General features: G+C 65.0%; 17 protein-coding genes and 1 tRNA gene. 10 read left to right on the forward strand and 8 right to left on the reverse strand.

The window, feature by feature from the left end; all coding sequences use genetic code 11:
* Positions 1 to 58: 58 nt before the first annotated feature.
* On the reverse strand, positions 59 to 1078 hold the full coding sequence (locus GVM20_RS07935; RefSeq protein WP_166546667.1) for a DNA topoisomerase IB: 1020 nt from the start codon (positions 1076 to 1078) through the stop codon (positions 59 to 61).
* Positions 1079 to 1194: 116 nt separating this feature from the next.
* Between GVM20_RS07935 and yghU the strand changes: the two genes are divergently transcribed.
* The 3 genes from yghU to GVM20_RS07950 all read left to right on the forward strand — a co-directional run bounded on the left by yghU (position 1195) and on the right by GVM20_RS07950 (position 3725).
* Positions 1195 to 2070, forward strand: a complete 876-nt coding sequence (gene yghU, locus GVM20_RS07940) for a glutathione-dependent disulfide-bond oxidoreductase (protein WP_166546668.1) — start codon at positions 1195 to 1197, stop codon at positions 2068 to 2070.
* 86 nt (positions 2071 to 2156) lie between these two features.
* A tRNA-Gln gene (locus tag GVM20_RS07945) sits at positions 2157 to 2231 on the forward strand.
* 174 nt (positions 2232 to 2405) lie between these two features.
* Complete coding sequence (locus tag GVM20_RS07950) at positions 2406 to 3725, forward strand: MFS transporter (protein ID WP_166546669.1); 1320 nt, start codon at positions 2406 to 2408, stop codon at positions 3723 to 3725.
* Here the strand turns inward: GVM20_RS07950 and GVM20_RS07955 are convergent.
* Positions 3722 to 4093 carry a tRNA-binding protein gene (locus GVM20_RS07955; RefSeq protein WP_166546670.1) on the reverse strand — a complete coding sequence of 124 codons (372 nt, stop codon included), beginning with the start codon at positions 4091 to 4093 and terminating at the stop codon, positions 3722 to 3724. The two genes, GVM20_RS07950 and GVM20_RS07955, sit on opposite strands and share 4 nt — an antisense overlap.
* Positions 4094 to 4220: 127 nt before the next feature.
* On the opposite strand from GVM20_RS07955, the gene GVM20_RS07960 reads away from it, so the two are divergent.
* Positions 4221 to 4670, forward strand: coding sequence for an MAPEG family protein (locus tag GVM20_RS07960; protein ID WP_166546671.1), 450 nt, complete (start codon positions 4221 to 4223; stop codon positions 4668 to 4670).
* Between the two features lie 11 nt (positions 4671 to 4681).
* A complete protein-coding gene (locus GVM20_RS07965) occupies positions 4682 to 5110 on the forward strand; it encodes an MAPEG family protein (RefSeq protein WP_166546672.1) in 429 nt (142 codons plus the stop codon).
* 164 nt (positions 5111 to 5274) lie between these two features.
* Here GVM20_RS07965 and trxB read toward each other — a convergent pair whose 3' ends face one another.
* The 3 genes from trxB to GVM20_RS07980 form a co-directional block, all read right to left on the reverse strand.
* On the reverse strand, positions 5275 to 6246 hold the full coding sequence (gene trxB / locus GVM20_RS07970) for a thioredoxin-disulfide reductase (RefSeq protein ID WP_166546673.1): 972 nt from the start codon (positions 6244 to 6246) through the stop codon (positions 5275 to 5277).
* Between the two features lie 56 nt (positions 6247 to 6302).
* Positions 6303 to 7118 (reverse strand): tyrosine-protein phosphatase, encoded by an 816-nt coding sequence (locus tag GVM20_RS07975; RefSeq protein WP_166546674.1) that lies wholly within the window; start codon positions 7116 to 7118, stop codon positions 6303 to 6305.
* Positions 7119 to 7291: 173 nt separating this feature from the next.
* Positions 7292 to 8950: an acyl-CoA dehydrogenase family protein gene (locus GVM20_RS07980; RefSeq protein ID WP_166546675.1), complete on the reverse strand. Its 1659-nt coding sequence runs from the start codon at positions 8948 to 8950 to the stop codon at positions 7292 to 7294.
* Between the two features lie 393 nt (positions 8951 to 9343).
* Here GVM20_RS07980 and GVM20_RS07985 point away from each other — a divergent pair, with 393 nt between their 5' ends.
* The gene (locus GVM20_RS07985) at positions 9344 to 12667 is read left to right on the forward strand and encodes a TonB-dependent receptor domain-containing protein (RefSeq protein WP_166546676.1); all 3324 of its coding nucleotides are present in this window, start codon (positions 9344 to 9346) and stop codon (positions 12665 to 12667) included.
* 75 nt (positions 12668 to 12742) lie between these two features.
* Here GVM20_RS07985 and GVM20_RS07990 read toward each other — a convergent pair whose 3' ends face one another.
* Positions 12743 to 13909 (reverse strand): acyl-CoA dehydrogenase family protein, encoded by a 1167-nt coding sequence (locus GVM20_RS07990; protein WP_166546677.1) that lies wholly within the window; start codon positions 13907 to 13909, stop codon positions 12743 to 12745.
* 259 nt (positions 13910 to 14168) lie between these two features.
* Here GVM20_RS07990 and GVM20_RS07995 point away from each other — a divergent pair, with 259 nt between their 5' ends.
* The 3 genes from GVM20_RS07995 to GVM20_RS08005 all read left to right on the forward strand — a co-directional run bounded on the left by GVM20_RS07995 (position 14169) and on the right by GVM20_RS08005 (position 16831).
* The gene (locus GVM20_RS07995; protein WP_353653125.1) at positions 14169 to 14516 is read left to right on the forward strand and encodes an ArsR/SmtB family transcription factor; all 348 of its coding nucleotides are present in this window, start codon (positions 14169 to 14171) and stop codon (positions 14514 to 14516) included.
* A gap of 14 nt (positions 14517 to 14530) precedes the next feature.
* A complete protein-coding gene (locus tag GVM20_RS08000) occupies positions 14531 to 15196 on the forward strand; it encodes a carbonic anhydrase (protein ID WP_166546679.1) in 666 nt (221 codons plus the stop codon).
* Between the two features lie 72 nt (positions 15197 to 15268).
* Positions 15269 to 16831, forward strand: a complete 1563-nt coding sequence (locus GVM20_RS08005) for a SulP family inorganic anion transporter (RefSeq protein WP_166546680.1) — start codon at positions 15269 to 15271, stop codon at positions 16829 to 16831.
* Between the two features lie 26 nt (positions 16832 to 16857).
* Here the strand turns inward: GVM20_RS08005 and GVM20_RS08010 are convergent, their stop codons facing one another.
* Together GVM20_RS08010 and GVM20_RS08015 are read right to left on the reverse strand one after the other, a co-directional pair.
* A complete protein-coding gene (locus GVM20_RS08010) occupies positions 16858 to 17223 on the reverse strand; it encodes an ArsR/SmtB family transcription factor (protein ID WP_166546681.1) in 366 nt (121 codons plus the stop codon).
* Between the two features lie 12 nt (positions 17224 to 17235).
* Positions 17236 to 18399, reverse strand: a complete 1164-nt coding sequence (locus tag GVM20_RS08015; RefSeq protein WP_166546682.1) for a hypothetical protein — start codon at positions 18397 to 18399, stop codon at positions 17236 to 17238.
* A 200-nt stretch (positions 18400 to 18599) separates the two neighbouring features.
* On the opposite strand from GVM20_RS08015, the gene GVM20_RS08020 reads away from it, so the two are divergent.
* A complete protein-coding gene (locus GVM20_RS08020) occupies positions 18600 to 20579 on the forward strand; it encodes an alkyl/aryl-sulfatase (protein ID WP_166546683.1) in 1980 nt (659 codons plus the stop codon).
* The last annotated feature ends 113 nt before the right edge of the window (positions 20580 to 20692 follow it).

Here is a 20692-nt window from a genome sequence, read left to right on the forward strand (position 1 = left end):
GCGTCTCCTGCTGGGGCGGCTGTAACGCGCACATGCCCCGCTGCCTAGAGTCCAGCCCTCAGCCGTTGTCGCCTGACAGAAAATCGCTCGCCGCCCCGCACTCCTCCAGAAAAGCGATCAGTCCGCGCTCGGTGCGGGTGAGCCACCTTGTCTTGCGCGGCAGCTTCAGACTGGCGCGCCATGCCTTTTGCCCGTCGATCCGCGCGATCACTGCGGGGTGGACATAGGAACTGCGGGCGATCGCTGGCGTGTTGCCCAGCCGTTCGGCGACATGCTCAAGCATCTGGGACAGCTTCACATGACCCTCCCCTTTTGCCAGCCGCTCAAAGGCGAGGCTGCTGGCGTGGAAGGTGCGGAAATGCTTGGCGCTGAAATCCGCGCCCATCGTCTCGCGCAGGTAGGCGTTGACGTCGCTTGAGGTAACGGGGCGGATGTCACCGTTCTCGTCCTCGTAGCGGAACAGATGGTCGTCCTCGGCATCGTCGAGATCTTCCATGTGTCGCACCGCCGCAGCAAGGTCTGCATCCTTAACCTCAAGCTCGTGCTCCTTGCCGCCCTTGCCGACGAAGTGGAGTTCCAGCTTGCGCTTGCCCACCTCGGCATGATCGGCCCGCAAGGTGGTTGCGCCGTAGCTGTCGTTGGCCTTGGCGTAATGCTCGTTGCCGATGCGGATCGCCGACAGGTCGAGCAATCGTACCACAGCGGCCAGCGCCCGCTCTCGCGGGACGCCGCGCCCGCCAATGTCCTCCGCAACGCGCTGGCGCACCAGCGGGAGCAGCTTGCCGAAGCTGGTGCAGGCGTCATATTTCGCGCTCTCCTGCTGAGCGCGGAAATCGGGGTGGTAGCGATATTGCTTGCGCCCGGCATCGTCATAGCCGGTGGCGAGGATATGCCCGTTCGGCGCGGGGCAGAACCACGCGTCCTTGTAGGCGGGCGGGAGAGCGATCGCATTGAGACGCTTCTTTTCGCGTGCCTCGCGGATCAGGGCGCCCGCCGGATCGTAATAGGCCCAGCCCTTGCCCACCCGCCGCCGGGTGATGCCGGGCAGATCATCGTCAACATAGACCAGCTTTTCCATATCCAAGGAAATGCGCCCGCCGCTGGCAATGTTCCACCTTGCACAGTGTCCCTGCCCACGCCAGCTAGGCTTTCACGATAGCGCGCGCTTTTGCTGCGCCCAAAGGAGTGAGCCTTATGGCCGATGCCACCTATACCCCGCCCGCCGTCTGGAGCGCCGACACTGTCTCCGGCGGGCGCTTTGCCAACATCAACCGTCCGACCGCCGGTGCGCGCGAGGACAAGGCGCTGCCGGTCGGCACCAACCCCTTCCAGCTCTATTCGCTCGCCACGCCCAACGGGGTGAAGGCAACGATCATGTTCGAGGAACTGATCGAGGCCGGGCACACCGGCGCGGAATATGACGCGTGGACGATCAACATCGGCGAGGGCGAGCAATTCACCAGCGGCTTTGTCGGCGTGAACCCAAATTCCAAGATCCCCGCCCTGCTCGACCAGAGCAATCCCGACGCGCCGTTCCGCATCTTCGAAAGCGGCGCGATCCTTGTCCATCTTGCCGAAAAGTTCGGGATGTTCCTCCCCAGCGATCCTGCGGCCCGCGCCGAGGTGCTGAGCTGGGTGTTCTGGCAGGTCGCCAGCGGCCCGTTTATGGGCGGCGGCTTCGGCCATTTCTACGCCTATGCGCCGGAGAAATACGAATATCCGATCAACCGCTATGCGATGGAAACCAAGCGGATCTTCGACGTCGCCGACAAGCGGCTTGGCGAAAGCCGCTTCCTCGCGGGCGACGAATACACGCTCGCCGACATCGCCAACTATCCGTGGCTGGCGCCGTTTGTGGCCGGGCAGATCTACAACGACGCCAAGACCTTCCTCAGCATCGACGAATACAAGAACGTCGCGCGCTGGGTCGCGGAAATCGGCGCGCGTCCCGGCGTGCAGCGCGGGCGGATCGTCAACAAGGTATGGGGCGATGAAGACACGCAATTGCGCGAACGCCACTCGCCCGCCGACTTCGTCGGCAAGCGGCTGGTGACCAGCGCCCCGCAATAGGACGCAGGCGGAGACGGAGGCGCAAAATTCTGCGCCTCCGCCCCCTTCCCATATGCATTTCAGCCGCTATAGAGCGCGGCTCTTGCTGGGGCGTAGCCAAGCGGTAAGGCACCGGTTTTTGGTACCGGCATGCGAAGGTTCGAATCCTTCCGCCCCAGCCAACAGAAGTTGCAGGTTGTCGCCATCGGCGGCCTGCCTCACCCCAACCCCTGGAAATCAGAGCGAATCGTGCGGGCATGACCGCCCGGCCGCGCGTTTGCCGCTGATCGAGGTTTGGGGCACGTCAGTCCGACAACCCCTCGCGCACTCTTTCGCCCTGTGCCACATCCCCGATCATGTCGCAGCCTCGCGTCTTCCATCTGATTCTCGCCAACAACCTCGTCCAGAACCTCGTCAATTTCACGGTGTGGTTCGCGCTGGTGTTCTGGGCGTTTCTCGAGACCCGTTCGGTGTTCGTCACCGGGATGATCGGCGGCATCTATCTGGTGCTGGGCGCGGTGCTGGCCCCGTGGTTCGGCAGTCTGGTCGATCACCACGCCAAGTGGACGGTAATGCTGGCATCGAGCATCGCGTCCTTCGTGCTTTATGCCATTGCCCTCGGCGTGGTGCTGATCGCGCCGCCCGCCGCGCTGTCGCAGGTGGATAGTGCGCCCTTGTGGGTCTTCACCGGCATTGCGATGCTCGGCGTGATTGCAGGTAACCTGAGGATGATCGCGCTGCCGACGCTGGTGACGGCGCTGATCCCGCCGGAGGGCCGCGACAAGGCCAACGGGCTGGTCGGCATGGTATCGGGCCTCGGCTTCCTGATCACCTCCGCGATCAGCGGCTTTCTGGTGGCGTGGGACGGGATGCGCGGCACGCTGGCGCTGGCGCTGGTAGCGACGGTGCTCGCCTTCGGTCATATGCTGACCATCCGGCTGGCAGAACCCCGCGCCGAGGCGGCCGAGGATGACGCGCCGCGCCGCGTCGATCTGTCGGGCACGCTCGCGGTCATCCGCGCGGTGCCGGGGCTTGGCGCGCTTATCCTGTTTGCCTGCTTCAACAATCTCTTGGGCGGCGTGTTCATGGCGCTGATGGACGCCTATGGCCTGTCGCTGATGAGCGTCGAGGCGTGGGGGCTGCTATGGGCAGGGGCTTCGTCCGCCTTCATCGTCAGCGGGTTAATCATCGCCAAGGCCGGGCTGGGACCCAATCCGCTGCGCACGCTGATGCTGGTCAATCTGGTCGTGTGGTTGGTGGCGGCGCTGTTCTCGGTCCAGTCCTCGATTTTGCTGCTCGGGATCGGCTGCGTGCTGTGGCTGGCGCTCAGCCCCTTTGCCGAGGCGGCCGAGCAGACCGCACTGCAACAGGTCGTCCCGTTCGAGCGGCAGGGCCGGGTGTTCGGCTTTGCCCAGGCGGTCGAGAATTCCGCCGCGCCGCTGATGGCGGTGCTGATCGGGCCGGTGACGCAATATCTCGCAATCCCCTTCATGACCGACGGTGCCGGCGCTGCGGCGGTCGGGCACTGGTACGGCACGGGGCCAGAGCGCGGGATGGCGCTGGTGTTCACCCTGACGGGCGTGGCAGGCATGGCGCTGACACTGGCGGCGATGGCCTCGGGATCGTACCGCGCGCTGTCAGCCGCGGTGCGGGAGGCCTCGGCCCGCCCCGCCTAGAACAACCGCGCCCCCAGCGGCACCTCGGTGTCAGGCGCAAACAGCACCACATTGCCCGCCGTATCGGGGAAGCCCAAAGTCAGCACTTCGGACATGAACTTGCCGATTTGGCGCGGCGGGAAATTGACCACCGCCGCAACCATCCGCCCTTGCAGCGTTTCAGGCGTATAGAGCCCGGATACCTGCGCGGAGGAACGCTTGATCCCCACGCCGGGGCCAAAGTCGATTGTCAGCTTGAAGGCCGGTTTACGCGCCTCGGGAAAGGGATCGACCTGAATGATCCGGCCGACGCGGATATCGACCTTGAGGAAGTCGTCAAAGCCGATGGGCGCCTCAGCCGGGGCGACGGGATCGTGGACCATGTGCATAGCCCGAAAACTAGCGCAGGGGTGCGCGGTCTGTCCAATGCCGCAGGGTGATAGGTTGCATTTGACAATCAATCACCGCTCTCGCAGGTTGCGCGTCTGAGAGAGGCTCTCGCAGGGGATCGAAGTCATGCAAGCGCAAATACTCGCGCCCGCCGCCGTGTTGGTGGTGTGGTCGCTCATCATGCTGTTCTGGATGGCGGGAGTCCGCCTGCCCGCCCTGAAGAAGGCCGGGATCGACCTGGGCGCGCGACCCGGCGGCCGGGGACAGGATCTCGAAGGTGCGGTCGAGCCGCGCATCAACTGGCCCGCGCACAATTATTCGCACCTGATGGAGCAGCCGACCGTATTCTATCCCACCGTGGTGATCCTCGCGATCATGGGCGCGGGCGCGATCGATGTGACGCTGGCGTGGATCTATGTCGCGCTGCGGATCGTCCATTCGATCTGGCAGGCGACAGTGAACAAAGTGCCGGTGCGCTTCCTGCTGTTCATCGTCTCAAGCCTCGCGCTGCTGACGCTGGCGATCCGCGCGGTCATGGCAACCTTGTTCGCCGACCCTTCCGCCCTGCCCCTTTAAGGAGAGACACAATGATCGGAATGGATATTCTCGCGCCTGTCGTCGTGCTGATGGCGTGGACGATGGTGATGTGGGTGTGGATGTATGCCACCCGTATCCCGGCGATGCTGAAAGCGGGGATCGACGCCAAGGGGATGGTCGGCTCGACGGGCGCAAGCCTGCGGGCGCAACTGCCCGAAAATGTCAGCTGGAAAGCGGACAATTACAACCACTTGCACGAAGCGCCTACGCTGTTTTATACGGTAGCGATTGTGCTCGCGATCATCGGGCAGGGTGACGGTTTCAACACCACGCTGGCCTGGGCTTACGTTGGGTTGCGGGTGGTCCACAGCCTCGTGCAGGCGACCGTCAACAAGGTGGCAGTGCGCTTCGCGTTCTTCGCGCTGTCGTCGCTGGTGCTGATGGCGCTGATCCTGCACGCAGCGATCGCGGTGTTCTAGGCCAGCTCCTCCCTGTCCCGGATGTGATCCGGGATGGGGAGGTGGCAGTCGCCGTAGGTGACTGACGGAGGGGTCCGGGGGCATCGGAGGCATACCCCTCCGTCACCGCTCCGCGATGCCACCTCCCCATTGCTGCGCAACGGGAAGGGACCAGATCTCGGGTCTTATTCCGCCGCTTGCGCTTCCTGCACGGCATGGGCGCGTGAGGCGAGGAAGCGTTCACCGTCCAATGCGGCCATGCAGCCCATGCCCGCGGCGGTGACCGCTTGGCGATAGACGTGATCGGTCACGTCTCCCGCGGCAAAGACTCCGGGGATCACGGTCTTCGGCGTGCCGGGTTCGGTCAGCAGATAGCCGCTCTCATCCATCGGCAGTTTGCCCACGAACAGCGAGGTCGCCGGCGCGTGGCCGATGGCGACGAAGGCCCCGTCGACTTCCAGCGTGCTGGCCTCGCCTGTTACCGTGTCGGTCAGCGCGAGGTGGTGGAGCATCCCGTTTGCGCCGGCCTCGAAGCTGTCGACCGCCTTGTTCCACAGTACGGTGATCTTGGGGTTGGCGAACAGCCGCTCTTGCAGGATCTTCTCTGCGCGCAGGCTGTCGCGGCGGTGGATCAGGGTCACGTTGTCCGAATGGTTGGTGAGGTAGAGCGCCTCTTCCACGGCGGTATTCCCGCCGCCGATCACCGCGACGGTCTTGCCGCGGTAGAAGAACCCGTCACAGGTCGCGCAGGCAGACACGCCCTTGCCGCCCAGCTCCATCTCGCCGGGAGCGCCCAGCCACTTGGCCTGCGCGCCAGTGCAGATGACGAGGCAATCGGCGATGTATTCGTCGCCGCTGTCGCCAATCGCGCGGAAGGGCGAGCCGTGGTCGAGATCGACTGAAACGATAGTGTCCCAGATCATGCGCGTGCCGACATGCTCGGCTTGCGCGCGCATTTCCTCCATCAGCCACGGGCCCTGCACCACATCGCGAAAGCCCGGATAGTTCTCGACATCGGTGGTGATGGTGAGCTGGCCGCCGGGCTGGAGGCCCTGCACGACAATCGGTTCGAGCATCGCACGCGCCGCGTAGATCGCGGCGGAATAGCCTGCCGGGCCGGAGCCGATGATGAGCATCTTGGTGGTGTGGGTCGCCATGACGGGTGCCTCTGGTGGATTTCAGGGGAGCGATATGGGGATTTCGGACGCGATTGTCACGCCACCAGCTTGGCGCGCAGGCGCTGTTTTCTTGCCTCGTCCACACCTAATCTTGTCGCCAGATAGGCATCAAGCGATCCGTGATCGCGTGTCACCTCTGCAATGTAAGTGTCGATATATTCGGGCAAAACACCCATCAGATTGTGCAACGCTTCAGGCTCGATTGCGCCATAATGCGCTTCCATCCGGGGGAGCGACTGGCGTTCTAGGATTTCGCGGGTCGGCGCGTCATTGGTGAGCAGAAATTCGCTCACGATATCATCGTGATGCACGCCGAGGACATGGAGCAGCAGGCTTGCTGCGATGCCAGTGCGGTCTTTCCCGGCAAAGCAATGCACGAGGCTGCCGCCTTCATTTTCATCCAAGACGTTGAAATAGCGCGTAAACATGGAGATCATCGCCGGGTTGACCGGCATTCGCGTATAGACTGCCAGCATCCGTTCGCGCGCCTTTTGCGGGGTCATCACCACCTGCCCGCCGCCGCCTTCATGGGGCGGTGAGTTGCTCGTTTCCCCATCATGGGCAATGACTTGAGCGGCAAAGTTCGGATGGCGTCTGCACGGAAAACCCTCCCGCTCGCTCACCCCGCGCAGGTCGATCACGGTGCGGATGTCGAGCGCGTGGAGCAGCGCCAGATCATCGTCGCTCGCTTCCATGTGCTGGCCCGAGCGGAACAGCACGCCGCTGCGCACCCGCCCACCGCCGGGTATGGCATAGCCACCATAATCCCTCAGATTATGAATGCCTTGCGTGACAAAGAAGGGGCCGATGCGGGCGCTGTTGGGTGCCGCTTGCAGAGAATCGCTGGTCATTGCGGGCGACAGTGGCAGTGCGGCACTACCGGGGCAAGACCGCGACAAGACCCGCCTACGACCGGGCAACCACTGGGGTACGACCCGCCAACAGCGCACCCCTCGGCCATCAGCCCCGTGCCCGCGGCCCGGAATCCTATTGCTCCATCAACCGCTACCGGGCGACGGGTGCCTTAAGCCGCTGCCGCCTGCCTCTGCCCGGCCAGCAAGCCGCGCCCGATCACTTGCGCCTGAATCTCAGCTGCGCCTTCGAAGATATTGAGAATTCTTGCATCGCATAGCACCCGGCTGATCGGATATTCGAGCGCATAGCCATTGCCGCCGTGGATCTGCACCGCATTGTCCGCCGCGCTCCACGCCGTGCGTGCGCCGAGCAGCTTCGCCATCCCGGCCTCGATATCGCAGCGTGCGCCCGAATCCTTGGCGCGGGCGGCGGCGTAGGTCAGCTCGCGCGCCATGATGGTTTCCACCACCATCAGCGCCAGCTTGTCGGCGACGCGCGGGAACTGGGTGAGCGCTTCGCTGAACTGCTTGCGCCCCATCGCATAATCCAGCGCCAGATCGAACGCGTTCCACGCCACGCCCACAGCGCGGGCGGCGGTCTGGATGCGGGCGCCTTCGAAGGTGCGCATCAGCTGCTTGAAGCCCTGCCCCTCCGCTCCGCCGAGCAAGCCGTCCGCCGCCACTGCAAAGCCATCAAGCCCCAGCGCATATTCCTTCATGCCCCGATAGCCGAGCACTTCGATCTCGCTCCCCTCGATCCCCGCATCGGGGAAGGGCGCGGCGTCTGTGCCGCGTGTTTTCTCGGCGAGCAGCATCGAAAGGCCGGCATAGCCCGGCACGGATGCATCGGTGCGCACCAGCATGGTCATCAGATCGGCGCGCGCGGCGTGGGTGATCCAAGTTTTCGCGCCGGTGACCTGCCAGCTACCATCGCTCTGACGCGCGCCGCGCGTGCGCACCGCAGCGAGGTCGCTCCCGGTATCGGGCTCGGTGAACACCGCAGTCGGCAAGCACGAGCCATCGGCGATCCGGGGGAGGTATTTCGCCTTCTGCTCGGGCGTCCCGTTTTCGGCAATCAGTTCGCCCGCGATTTCCGAACGGGTGCCAAGACTCCCGGCGCAAATCCACCCGCGCGACAATTCTTCCGAGACCACTGCCATCGCCAGCTTGCCCAGCCCCAACCCGCCGTGCGCCTCAGGAATACACACCCCGAAAACGCCGAGCGCTGCCATCTCGGCAATCACGGCATCGGGGATCAGCGCATCGGCCAAGTGCCATTGGTGCGCGTGGGGCGTGATCGCGTCCGCAGTGAAGGCGCGCAGCTGGTCCCGCACCTGATCGAGCGCCTCATCGCCCAAGGCTTCGTCAGGCCGCACCCCGTCAGCCAGCAGCGCGGCCAGGGCAGCGCGGCTTTCGGCGCAGTTGCCCTCAGCCAGCAGCCGTGCGGTGGCCGGATGTGCGGCGAAGGCGCGGGCTTCGGCCTCGGTGCCAAAGGCGGACGGGCGCACCACCTCATTCGCGCTCATCGGCAAGCCGGACGCGATCTGGGCGAGGTATTCGCCAAAACCGATCCGCACCACGAGTTCCTCGGCCGCACCGAACCGCCCGGCAGCCTCGGCCCGCATCGCCCAGTCCAGCGTCGCTTCCAGCGCCGCGATACTAGCCGCGATCCAGGCAAAGCCGTGGACCCGGTGCTGCTCACGCGCCAGCAGCGCAGGATCGACCACGCCGCCGGGTGCAACCACCCCCGCCACCGCTTCTCGCACGCCTTCCCAATATTCACGCGCCGCTATCAACGAAGCGCGCGCCACTGCCATCCATTCGCTCATGCCAGCCGTGCTAGCAGAGCAATCGCCCGCAGGCGAACCCGCAAAATTGCGCCAGAATTTCACCTATGTTGCTGATGGGTGACAGGTTGCCCCGCGAATGCCGCTGCCGCCCGGATATACGTAGAATGACCACTTACCACCGAAACCCCCAACCGTAATACCGGATGTGACGACGCCGGGGGCGCTGGCGCGCGTCGCAACGCAATTGGGGCAGGCAGGCAAAGGGCGACAACGCCCGGCCACCGACCTCGCGCAGGATGGACCGTACAGAGCACGCTCGACGGGGGATCAACCCTCGCACCGGGACGGCGCTTCTGACGACGACGGCACGGCACTGCAATGCCACGCAGCATCGCAGGCCTTGTCCCGGTCACACCTACGCGAGGACACATCATGCGTATTACGAAGCTCTCTCTCCATTCGTCGTCGCTTCCCGCCATCGCTGCGGCCCTGCTGGTCGCCGGTCTGGCGCCCGCGCAAGCCCGCGCGCAGGACAGCGTGGCAGAGGAAGACCCTGCCGCCGAACCCGCGGAACAGATTGTCGTCACCGGCTCGCGCATTTCGGTGAGCGCGGCGACTGAATCCACCAGCCCGATCACGGTGATCGATGCCGAATCCATTGCGCTGAGCGGGCAGGCCGATCTCGCCACCCAGCTGCGTAACATCCCCGCGCTGCAAGGCTCTCTGCCGGGCACCGACTCGGTCAACCAGGTGGCCGCGGGCGACAGTTCGGACCTTGGCCTCAGCCTGTTGAACCTGCGCCAGCTCGGTTCGGTCCGCACGCTGGTGCTTGAAGACGGGCGCCGCCATGTGCCGGGCACCGGCGGATCGGCTGCGGTCGATATCGGCGCGATCCCGCAAGGGCGCATCAAGAGCGTAGAAGTGCTGACCGGCGGCGCGTCCTCGGTCTATGGCGCCGACGCTGTCAGCGGCGTGGTCAACTTCACGCTGCGGTCAGGCCGCGATTTCGACGGCCTGGAGTTCAACGTTCAGGGCGGTATCTCGGATCAGGGCGATGCCGAGAATTACAGCATCAGCCTTGCCGGCGGCGGTGAGTTCATGGACGGTCGCGGCAGTGCCGTGTTCTCGGTCGACTACAGCAAGCAGAAGTCACTGAAGGCCACCGACCGGGACTTTGCCGGGACTGGACTGTTCGGGCTGGGCTTTGCCAATGACGCGATCTTCGACCTGCTCGGCCTGACCGATGCCGATTTCGGCCTGCCTGCGGGCGAGCGGCCGAGCCAGGCCTTCTACCCCAACGTCACCCTGCCGGTGTCGAGCCGGTTCGGGATCATCGCCATCGACAATGGTTTCGCGAGCGCCTTTGACGCGGTCAACCTGATCAATCCCAATGGTTCGGTGCCGTTCCTTCCCGGCACCAACATCCCGGTCGCGCAGGTGTTCGACGGTACTGCCTTGCGCGCTTTCGGGTCTGGCACCTTTGTCGACGCCTTCAGCGCATCGGGCGGTGACGGGATCGGCGCGAACGTCAACGAGCTGATCCTGCCCGAACTGGAACAGCTGGTCTTCTCCGCCGGAGCGGATTTCGAGATCACGCCAGGAATCGAGGCCTTCTTCGAGGGCAAGTACGCCTTCACCAATGGCGTTGATGCCACCGGCACGCCGTTCAATGATGACATTCCGATCCGGCTCGACAACCCCTTCATCCCGGCCGGGCTGCGCGCTCAGGTTACCCAGCTCCAGGGCCTTGGCCAGAGCCCGGTGATCGCGGTTTCGCGCGACATTCAGGACATCGACGTTCTGCCGCAGGAAGAGACCGAGCGTTCGACGCTGCGCTTCGTGGCAGGTCTGCGCGGCGAGTTTGAGAAGCTCGGGTGGAAGTGGGAACTGTCCTACAATTATGGCCGTACCGAGGTGGAGTCGGTGTTCAGCAACACCCGTCTCGATGACCGCTATTTCTACGCGATCGACGCGATTGCGCTGAACGCTGGCAACCTCGCCGGCTTCCGGGCCAACAACCGCACCGTCTCGGCCATCCGCGGTGGTCAGAGCATCCAGATCAATCCCGGCACGGCGCAGGCAGGCGACATCATCTGCCGCAGCGAGCTTGACGGCACCGCGCCGGGCGTCTCGCCCTTCCCGCGTCCGCCGCGCAACCCCGATGGCACGGGCCGGGCGATCAGCTTCACCCCGCGCACCGGGGTCTGTGCCCCGATCAACATCTTCGGCCCGGATGCGATCAACGGCGCCGGGGCTGACTTCGCCTTTGTCGATATCACCAACTCGACCATTCTGACCCAGCAGCAGATCCTCGGCTCGCTGGCAGGCGACACGGCCGAGTTCTTCGAGCTGCCGGGTGGTGCCATCGGCTTTGCGGCGGGCTTCGAATACCGCAAGGACACCTCGCTGTTCACGCCCTCGCCGCTCCAGAACTCGCCGGGGATCACCAGCGGCGTCGTGTCGAGCGGCTCGCCGGTCAATCCCTCGCCCGATCCGCGCTTCCAGGACCCTTCGATCGAAGTCTACGAAGGCTTCGGCGAAGTGCGCGTGCCGCTGCTGGCCGGCATGACCTTTGTCGACCTGCTCGAATTCAACGGCGCGATCCGCTTCTCCGATTACAACACCATCGGCAAGACCACCGCATGGACAGTCGGCGGGCGGTACAAGCCGCATGAAACGCTGGCCTTCCGCGGCACATACTCCGTCGCGGTCCGTGCGCCGAACCTTGCCGAACTGTTCGGCCCGGTCCGCTCGGCCACCATTGGCCTGCTGGCCGACCCGTGCGCCGCGGCGAACGTCAACTCGGGCAGCTCGTTCCGTCCGGCCAACTGCCTCGAATTCGTGCCGGCCGGGTTCAACCCCGCCAACTTCGCCTCGGCGTTCCGTCCGGGCACCACGGGGGGCAATCCCAATCTGCAAGAGGAAGAGGCCGAAACCTTCACCGCCGGTCTGGTGTGGCAGCCGACCGGGATGCTCAGCGGGCTGAGCCTGATCGTCGATTACTACGACATCAAGATCACCGGCGCAGTCGGCTCGCTCACCGGCGTGCAGATCGCGGCGGCCTGCGTCGACTTGCCGAGCACGGACAACCAGTTCTGCGATGCGATCACCCGCAACCCCACAACCGGGGTGATCGACAACTTCACCGCCGGTAACGTGAACCTCGGCTCGCTCGCGGTGCGCGGGATCGACTTTGCCGCCAACTACAAGTTCGATGTGCCGTTCGGGTCCGACTACGGCACGATCGACCTGTCCTTGACCGGCACGCGCTTCCTTGAGGACACGCAGATCTTCAGCGCGACCCCGGGCACGCCCGATCCTGACCCGCTGGTGGCGGAGCAGGACAAAATCTCGCAGGCGATCGACAACGACAATCTGGGCGAGTTCGGCAATCCGGAATGGATCGCCAATCTCGGCATCACCTGGAACATGGACGCGTTCACGCTCGGCTGGACCGGGCGGTTCGAAAGCAGCCAGCTTTCGCCCGGCATTACCAACATTCAGGTGGTCGATGTCGCGATCGAGGGCGGCAAGGTGGTCGTCAAGGATGACAACACCCTCGTGCCGCTGTCCCAGCGCGACACCGGGGACTCGCTGGTGAGCGACTTCTTCGCCAGCTACGACTTCTCCGAGAAGTTCAGCCTGTATGGCGGGATCAACAACGCCTTCGACCGTGAGCCTTACCTCGGCAGCCTGGTGCGGCCGATCGGGGTGCGCGGACGGTTCTTCTACCTCGGGGTGCGCGGATCGTTCTGACGCGCGGACTGAGTGGCACAGAGGCGGGCGGGACAGTTCACGCTGTCCCGCCCGTTTTCGTTTCCGTCGCCAGCCTTACTCGTAAGTCCCCAGCAAGCCGCGGGCGACCACCCAGTTGTGGATCTCGCTCGGGCCGTCGTAGATGCGCATGGTGCGCAGCTTGTTGCTCATCAGGTAAAGCGGCAGCTCGCGGGTCATGCCCATGCCGCCGTAGAGCTGCATCGCATGGTCGACGATTTCATAGGCGCTTTCGATGCAGAAGCTCTTGATCATCGAGATTTCGCTGCGGGTGTCGCGGCCCTCGTCGATCTTCCACGCGCAATCATAGGTCATCAGCCGCATCGCGTGGATCTTGGTTGCGGCGTCGGCGATCCAGTTCTGCACCGTCTGGCGCGACGACAGCGGCTTGCCGAAGGTCGTGCGCTGCGGCGCGTAGTCGATCATCATGTCGAGCGCGCGCTGCGCCATGCCGATTGACCACGACGCCATCTCGATCCGCCGCGTGCCAAGCCGCACCTGCATCGGCGCAAAGCCCTGTCCCCGCTGGCCGAGCAGCTTCCACCCCGGCACCCGGCAATCGTCGAGCGCAATTTCATAGGTCGACGTGCCATCGATCATCGGGATCCTGCGCAGCACGTTGAAGCCGGGTGTGCCCTTGTCGACGAGGAAGGCCGACATGCCGTTGCGGCCATTGGGGTTCTTGTCGGTCACCGCCATCAGGATGGTGAAGTGCGCCTCGGCCCCCTTGGTGATCCAGATCTTGCGGCCGTTGATGATCCAGTCGTCCCCATCCTGCACCGCGGTGGTGATCATCCGCTGCGGATCGGCCCCGGCGCCGGGTTCCGAAATGCCGATGGCGCTGATGGTCTCGCCGCGCACATAGGGCTCAAGATAGGCTTCGCGCTGGCGCTCGTCTGCGGCGACCATCAGCATCCTGAGGTTGGGCGAATCGGGCGGGAGGTAATAGGGGACGACCGTCTTGCCGAGCTCTTCGCTGACGCCGACCATCGCCACCATCGGCAGGTTCATACCGCCCACTTCCTCCGGCGCGTCGAGCCCCCACAGCCCCAGCTCGCGGCTGACGGCGTCGACCTTCGCGGTCTCCTCGGCGGTGAGATAGGTCCCATGCCCGATGTTTTCGCGGGCGATCACCGCCTGTTCAAATGGCATCAGCTGATCGCGCACGAACTTGCCGACCAGATCTTTCAGCATGGCGTGTTCGTGACTGAGCTCGAAATTCATTACCTCTGTCCCTGTCTACTGGGGTGTCTGCTGCGCCCCTGACACCACACAATACGCACCCTGTCATCCGCAGGATTGAGAGGGGGCGGCGATTTTTCGGCGCGGCCCCGGCATCCCTCCGCGTGTCCCGGCGTCAGCACGGCTGGACAGTGGCGAGCGCAGCCACGCTTGACGCACTATACAAAGTCACATAACTGCATAGGTGCAAGTCTGCGACAATTTGCAGGCTTTGGAGGTTACCATGCCCAGTCGGCTGATCGTGTCGCGCGAACTTGCAGACCTGCTGAAATTGCTCGCCCATGCTGATCGCCTTCGCCTGATCGAAGAGCTCCGCCTTGGCGAAAAGGACGTCACCAGCCTTGCCATAGCCCTTCAGCTGCCGGCCACCCGGGTCTCCCAGCACCTTGCGTTGCTGCGCGCACACCGCCTTGTCGAAGAGCGGCGCGACGGCCGCTCGCACTTCTACCGCCTCGCGCACGCTCATCTGGCCGACTGGATTCTCGACGCGCTTCCCTTCGTCGATATTCGCAAGCGGCTGGGAGAGGCCGACCATATCGACACCGCGCTCGCCCTGTGGGGCGTGCCGGACCCCAACTCGACTCACTGAAAAGGATACCCCCGATGCCCCATTTCGCCCAAGGCGTGGTCAAGTTCCAGCGCGAGGTGTTCCCGGAAAAGGCCGAGCTGTTCGAAAAGCTCAGCACCGGTCAGAGCCCGGAAGCGCTGTTCATTACCTGCTCGGACAGCCGGATCGAAACGGCGATGCTGACCCAGACCGATCCGGGTGAGCTTTTCATCTGCCGCAACGCCGGCAATATCGTGCCGCCGCACACCAACCAGACCGGCGGCATGACCGCCTCAATCGAATTCGCGATCGGTGCGCTCAAGATCCCGCACATCGTGATCTGCGGCCATACCGAATGCGGGGCGATGAAGGGGGCGATGAACCGTGCCGGCCTCACCACCCTCCCCCACGTGCGCGAATGGCTCGGCTACTCGCAGGGTGCGGTCGATATCGTCGATGCGCTAGGCGCGGGCCTCGATGCCGAGGGCAAGATGCGGATGCTGCTCGAACAGAACGTCATCCTGCAATTGCAGCATTTGAAGACTCACCCCGTGGTCGCCGTGGCGCTCGCGCAGAAGGCGGTGCAGCTGCACGGCTGGGTCTATGACATCAAGACCGGCGAAGTTACGGCCTATGACGATGCGACCGGGACCTGGATTTCGGTCGAAGAGCGCTATGCCGCTGACATCGCGGAAACCGTGATCGGCAAGCACGCCTGCTGATCGGGCCCCCCCCTTGCCCCTTCTCCTGCCCTCGCTTCCCCCTCTCAACCTCTCGCTTCGGACGCCCCCGCCATGAACGCCCCTACCGCTGACCGTTTAACCTCTGCCGTGGTGGGGCGCGATTTTCTCGCCTCGATCGTGGTGTTTCTGGTGGCCCTGCCGCTGTGCATGGGCATCGCGATTGCCTCCGGCGCGCCGCCCGCGCTCGGCCTGATCACCGGGATCGTCGGCGGATTGGTCGTCGGCAGCATCGCCGGATCGCCCTTGCAGGTCAGCGGCCCGGCAGCCGGCATGGCGGTGCTGGTCTATCAGCTGGTGCAGGAACACGGGCTGATGATGCTCGGCGTGGTTGGGTTGATTGCGGGCGCGCTGCAATTGCTCGCCGGGGTGTTCAAGCTGGGCCAATGGTTCCGGGCGATTTCGCCTTCGGTGATTCACGGGATGCTGGCGGGGATCGGGGTGCTGATCTTCGCCTCGCAGCTCCACGTCATGCTCGACGATGCACCGCGCGCGAACGGCTTGCTCAACATCGCTGCCATTCCTGAAGCGGTGATCAAGGTCTTCCCGGTCGATGGCTCGGTGCATCACCTCGCCGCGATGGCGGGGATCGTGACCATCGCCACGATCATCCTCTGGAACCAGTTCAAGCCCAAGGCCCTGGCGCTGATCCCCGGACCGCTGCTCGGCGTGATCGTCGGCACCGCCTTCGCCATGGCGTTTGCGCTGCCGATCACGCTGGTGAACCTGCCCGCCACGCTGGCGAGCGGTCTCAACATCCCCACCAGCGAAGCGCTGGCCGGCTTTACCAATCCCGACATCCTCACGCTCGGCCTGGTCTTCGCCTTCGTCGCCAGTGCGGAGACGCTGCTGTGCGCCACCGCGGTCGACAAGATGCACATCGGCACGCGCACCGATTACGACAAGGAGCTGCGCGCGCAGGGCATCGGCAACATGATCTGCGGCGGGCTTGGCGCACTGCCGATGACCGGCGTGATCGTGCGTTCAGCCGCCAATGTCGAAGCGGGTGCGACGACGCGGATTTCGGCGATCATGCACGGCGCGTGGCTGCTGTTGGCGGTTGTCGCCTTCCCGTTTGTGCTCAACGCCATCCCGACGTCGGTGCTGGCCGCGATCCTTGTCTACACCGGCTACAAGCTCGTTAACGTCGCCCAGATCCGCAAGATCGCCGAATTCGGGCGGCAGGAACTGGTGATCTACTTCGCCACGCTGGTGGGCGTTGTCACGATCGACCTGCTGACGGGTGTGATCCTCGGCTTTGGGCTGGCGACGCTGAAACTGGTCTACACCTTCTCGCACCTCGAAATCCGGCGCGAACATGATGCCGAGACCAACCGCGTCGATCTGTGGATGACGGGGTCGGCGACGTTCTTCTCGATCCCGCAGCTGGGCCAGGCGCTCGAAAGTTCGCCCTTCGGGTCAGAGGTCCACATCCATGTCGAAAAGCTCGACTATATCGACCACGCCTGCCTTGAAATGCTGTCATCGTGGGAGAAGCTGCACCAGAGCACCGGCGGATCGCTGGTGGTCGAATGGAGCGAGCTGGTGGAGCGCTATGGCCGCCGCTCGGAAGAGAAGACCGAAATCCCCGGCCTGATGATTCGCCCCGCCGCCTGACCGGCGGCCGGGAGCGGGGGCCAGCGTCAGATCACGGTTTCGGCCGCTTCGGCCCGCCACAGCATCTTCGCCTGTTCGATATCGACGGCGCTCGCCCGGCTGAGACGGTGAGCGACAAAATCGATCCCCTCGATCAGCCACAGCGCCAGTTCGGGTTGGGCGAGGCGGTACACGCGCTTCTGCCCATGGGTTTCGGTCTCCACCAACGCGATCGCGCGCAGGACACCCAGGTGCTGCGAAACGCGCGTCGGCGAGATTTCCAGCAGATCGCCCAACTCGTTCACTGTCTGGTCGCCGGCTTGCAGCTTGAGCAACAGGCGGATGCGATCAGGGTGCGAGATCTGCCGCAGGACGTGCGCCAATTCGTTTGCAACAATCTTGCGGCTCGGCATGTCGGAAACCTCTCATATGTTAGGAGTTGCGCCGTTTGAAACGACAACGCGCAATGTTGGTAAATGGCCCCCGGAATTTGCAATTTCTGCATTTTTCAGCGCACGCCACGGCATTTGCGGGCGTTTGCTGACCGCCCCCTCGCGGCACAGCATGGCAAGAAACGCGTCATCTGCGACCGCGGTGACATAGGGCGCATCCGTGCCGCGGCCCGTGCTCGTCACCCCGCTATCGCGCAGCCGCGCCCAGGCGTCATGCAGCCGCCAAGCGGCGCGGCCCATCCCGGCCTCGTGCAAGGTCAGGGCCAAGGCATGGATCAGCGCCGGGGCATCGAGCGGCAGGCGGCTCATCCCTTCTCCCGGCGTTTCGGACGTGACCAATTGCAGGCTGCGCCCGAACCACAGCATCGGCCAGGCGCGGCGGACGCCACTGGTCTCGGCGAGGACCGTGAACACGGTGCTGCGCAGATCGGGCATCGCGATGATCGCATCCCACAGCACCGCGCCGGACATCAGCGGCACCAGCGCGTCTTCGATGGTGAGGATGTCGAGTTCCAGCCCGTCACGCGTCAGGCTCTTGCCTGCCGCCAGCAATTGCCGGGCCACCGCATTGCGCTGGCGAGCATGGCAGATGATCGCGACATGCTCGCGCCCCTCGGCCCGCGCGGCGCGGAGCATTGTCCGGAGCACAGCGGCGCGCGGCGTCGGGACATCGCCCACCGCCTCAGCGAGGCAGACAGAAGGGTGCGGGGACATCAGCACGATATCGGTACCGCCGCGCGCAGCGGGCGCACCGCGCGCATGATCGATCAGGTAGCTGGCAACATACTGCGCCTGCGGCAATCCGGCGAGGCCGCCGTGCTGGAAGGCCAAGGGGCTCCAGCCGATCCACGGCGCGAACACCGGCGCAGGTGCTGCCAGCTGTCCCGCGCTGGCCGCCCAGTCGGCCATCCGGGCCAGGCGCCCGGACGGGCGGGCAGGCGTGAGGAACTCCGTCTCGACCCCGAGCCATGCGAGCAGCTGCGCCAAGCCGTCGCGCCACGCATCGGGCGCAGCATCGGCCGGTTCGGCAAGCTGGAACCGCGAAGTCACCAGTGCCAGCGTCGGCCCGCCAAGCGTGCGCGCAGCGCCGGGTGCGGCGGGCTCAAAGCTGTCGGCGATCGGGCTGCTCTGGTCCATGGTGCGGATCCTTTGCCTGTGCGGAAGGGAGAGTGGGTGTCTGTTAGCCGCCGCCTGCCAATCGGAAAAATTCAATCTTTCTTCGCAAACGTTCTAAAATATGAATGATTGAAGATAGGCACCTGCGCATCGCGCGCGCGGCTTGAAACCTTGGCCCTGCGGAGGCATCACAGGTGCGGGAGAAGAGGGGACTTACGATCATGACCATTGCTGGATTGCGGGCAGGCGCGGCACTTGCGCTGCTGATGGCGCTGCCGTGCGCGTCGATGCTGGCCGCGCAGGAGACGCCGCCGCTGCCCACCGCGAGTGACGCGACCCGCGCCGCGCAGGCCAAGGTTGCCGCCAATCTGCCCGCCGAAGGCACACGCGACGGCGCGTTTTCCACACGCGGCTTTCTCGCCACCCGCACCGATCCGGTGATCCTCAATGCAGCAGGCAAGCCGGTCTGGAACCTTGGCGCCTATGCCTTTGTCACCGGTCCGGCCCCCGACACGGTGAACCCCAGCCTGTGGCGGCACATGACCCATCTGAAGCACCACGGGCTTTATCAGGTGGCGGCGGGCGTATGGCAGGTGCGCGGCTTTGATGTCTCGAACATGACGATCATTCGCGGGGCAACGGGCTGGATCGTGATCGACCCGCTCACCAGTGTCGAAGCGGCGCAGGCGGCGATGGAGCTGGTCAATGCGACGCTGGGCAAGCGACCGGTCAGCGCCATGATCTATTCGCACAGCCACGGCGATCACTTCGGCGGCGCGCGCGGCGTGGTCGATCCGGTCGACGTGACAGCGGGCCGCGTCCCCGTGATCGCGCCCGAAGGTTTCATGGAGGAAGCGACCTCCGAAAACGTCATGGCCGGGCCGGCGATGATGCGCCGGGCGGCTTTCCAGTTCGGCACCGGCCTCGTGCCGGGGGCGACAGGGCAGATGGGCAGCGGCATCGGCATGGGCATTTCGGCAGGCACGCTCTCGCTGATCCCGCCGACCGACACCGTCGCTGCGACCGGCGACCGGCGGGTCGTGGACGGCGTCGCGCTTGAATTCCAGATCGTTTCGGGCACCGAAGCGCCGGCCGAGTTCAACGTCTTCATCGCGCCGGAAAAGACGTTTCTCGCCGCCGAGATTGCGACCTGTTCCTTCCACAACATCCTCACCCCGCGCGGGGCCAAGGTGCGTGATGCGCGCGCCTGGGCGCATTATCTCGACGAGGCGGCAACCCGCTATGCTCCGCAGAGCGAGGCCGTGATTTCGAGCCATTGCTGGCCGATCTTCGGGCGCGAGGCGGGGACGGCGTGGCTTTCCGCCCAGCGCGACAATTACCGCTGGCTCCACGATCAGACCGTGCGCCGCATGAACCGCGGCGAGACGATGCATGAAATCGCCGAAGGGCTCGAAAACGCGGCCCCGCCGGGGCTGGCGGCGGAATGGTCGACCCACGGCTACTATGGCACGGTCAGCCACAACGCCAAGGCGGTCTACCAGTTCTATCTTGGCTGGTATGATGCGGTGCCTGCGAACCTCCACGCTCACCCGCCGGTCGAACGCGCCAAGCGGCTGATCGCAGCGCTGGGCGGCGCGGACCGCACGCTGGCGCTGGCACAAAATGCAATGGCGGGCGGCGATTATCGCTGGGCGTCAGACCTGCTCCAGAACCTCGTCTTTGCCGTCCCGGACAATGCGGCGGCCAAGGCGATGCTGGCGCAAAGCTATCAGCAGCAGGGCTTTCAGGCGGAAAGCGCGATCTGGCGCAACCAATTCCTCTCCGCCGCATCCGACCTCACGCGCGGTCGCCCGCAGATGAGCGCGACCCAGAGCAATGACATGATCGCCGCGATCTCGACGCAGGAACTGCTCGATTCCGCCGCGACCCTGTTCGCGCCCGAGCGCCCCGGTCGGCGCGGCTTCACCGTCGCGATCGACCTCTCCGATCGCAAGGAGACCGCGATGCTCGAAGTCGGTGAGCAGGCGATCATCGGCCGCGTGGGCGCGCTGCCCGCCAAGGCCGACGTCACCTTCCGCGGCCCGCGCCGTGCGCTGCTGGCGCTGCTGTTCGTGCGGATGCCGGTCAGCGCGGTGGCGGGGATGGAGGGCGTGGTGATCGAGGGCGATCAGGCCGCCTTGCAAGCGCTGGTGGATGCGCTCGATCCGATGCCGCAGGGCTTCGATATCGTCACGCCGTAAAATTCCGGCAACCCCGCGCAAAGGGTCTGGCACATTCAGGCGTTGATCAGGGGCAGCATGGCCAGTGGCTATGCGCCCCTTTTCGCAGAGCGAGGAAGCCATGCCATGCGTCT

The organism is Porphyrobacter sp. SLTP (assembly GCF_009905735.1).
In the GTDB taxonomy this organism is placed as follows: domain Bacteria; phylum Pseudomonadota; class Alphaproteobacteria; order Sphingomonadales; family Sphingomonadaceae; genus Erythrobacter.

What these genes read in the sequence shown, in the direction of transcription:
- GVM20_RS07985 (WP_166546676.1), top strand. Translation starts at nt 9,344, where the DNA reads ATGCGTATTACGAAGCTCTCTCTCCATTCGTCGTCGCTTCCCGCCATC.
- GVM20_RS08010 (WP_166546681.1), bottom strand. Translation starts at nt 17,223, where the DNA reads ATGCCGAGCCGCAAGATTGTTGCAAACGAATTGGCGCACGTCCTGCGG.
- GVM20_RS08005 (WP_166546680.1), top strand. Translation starts at nt 15,269, where the DNA reads ATGAACGCCCCTACCGCTGACCGTTTAACCTCTGCCGTGGTGGGGCGC.
- GVM20_RS08015 (WP_166546682.1), bottom strand. Translation starts at nt 18,399, where the DNA reads ATGGACCAGAGCAGCCCGATCGCCGACAGCTTTGAGCCCGCCGCACCC.
- GVM20_RS07965 (WP_166546672.1), top strand. Translation starts at nt 4,682, where the DNA reads ATGATCGGAATGGATATTCTCGCGCCTGTCGTCGTGCTGATGGCGTGG.
- GVM20_RS07955 (WP_166546670.1), bottom strand. Translation starts at nt 4,093, where the DNA reads ATGCACATGGTCCACGATCCCGTCGCCCCGGCTGAGGCGCCCATCGGC.
- GVM20_RS07950 (WP_166546669.1), top strand. Translation starts at nt 2,406, where the DNA reads ATGTCGCAGCCTCGCGTCTTCCATCTGATTCTCGCCAACAACCTCGTC.
- GVM20_RS08020 (WP_166546683.1), top strand. Translation starts at nt 18,600, where the DNA reads ATGACCATTGCTGGATTGCGGGCAGGCGCGGCACTTGCGCTGCTGATG.
- GVM20_RS08000 (WP_166546679.1), top strand. Translation starts at nt 14,531, where the DNA reads ATGCCCCATTTCGCCCAAGGCGTGGTCAAGTTCCAGCGCGAGGTGTTC.
- GVM20_RS07935 (WP_166546667.1), bottom strand. Translation starts at nt 1,078, where the DNA reads ATGGAAAAGCTGGTCTATGTTGACGATGATCTGCCCGGCATCACCCGG.
- trxB (WP_166546673.1), bottom strand. Translation starts at nt 6,246, where the DNA reads ATGGCGACCCACACCACCAAGATGCTCATCATCGGCTCCGGCCCGGCA.
- yghU (WP_166546668.1), top strand. Translation starts at nt 1,195, where the DNA reads ATGGCCGATGCCACCTATACCCCGCCCGCCGTCTGGAGCGCCGACACT.
- GVM20_RS07960 (WP_166546671.1), top strand. Translation starts at nt 4,221, where the DNA reads ATGCAAGCGCAAATACTCGCGCCCGCCGCCGTGTTGGTGGTGTGGTCG.
- GVM20_RS07990 (WP_166546677.1), bottom strand. Translation starts at nt 13,909, where the DNA reads ATGAATTTCGAGCTCAGTCACGAACACGCCATGCTGAAAGATCTGGTC.
- GVM20_RS07980 (WP_166546675.1), bottom strand. Translation starts at nt 8,950, where the DNA reads ATGAGCGAATGGATGGCAGTGGCGCGCGCTTCGTTGATAGCGGCGCGT.
- GVM20_RS07975 (WP_166546674.1), bottom strand. Translation starts at nt 7,118, where the DNA reads ATGACCAGCGATTCTCTGCAAGCGGCACCCAACAGCGCCCGCATCGGC.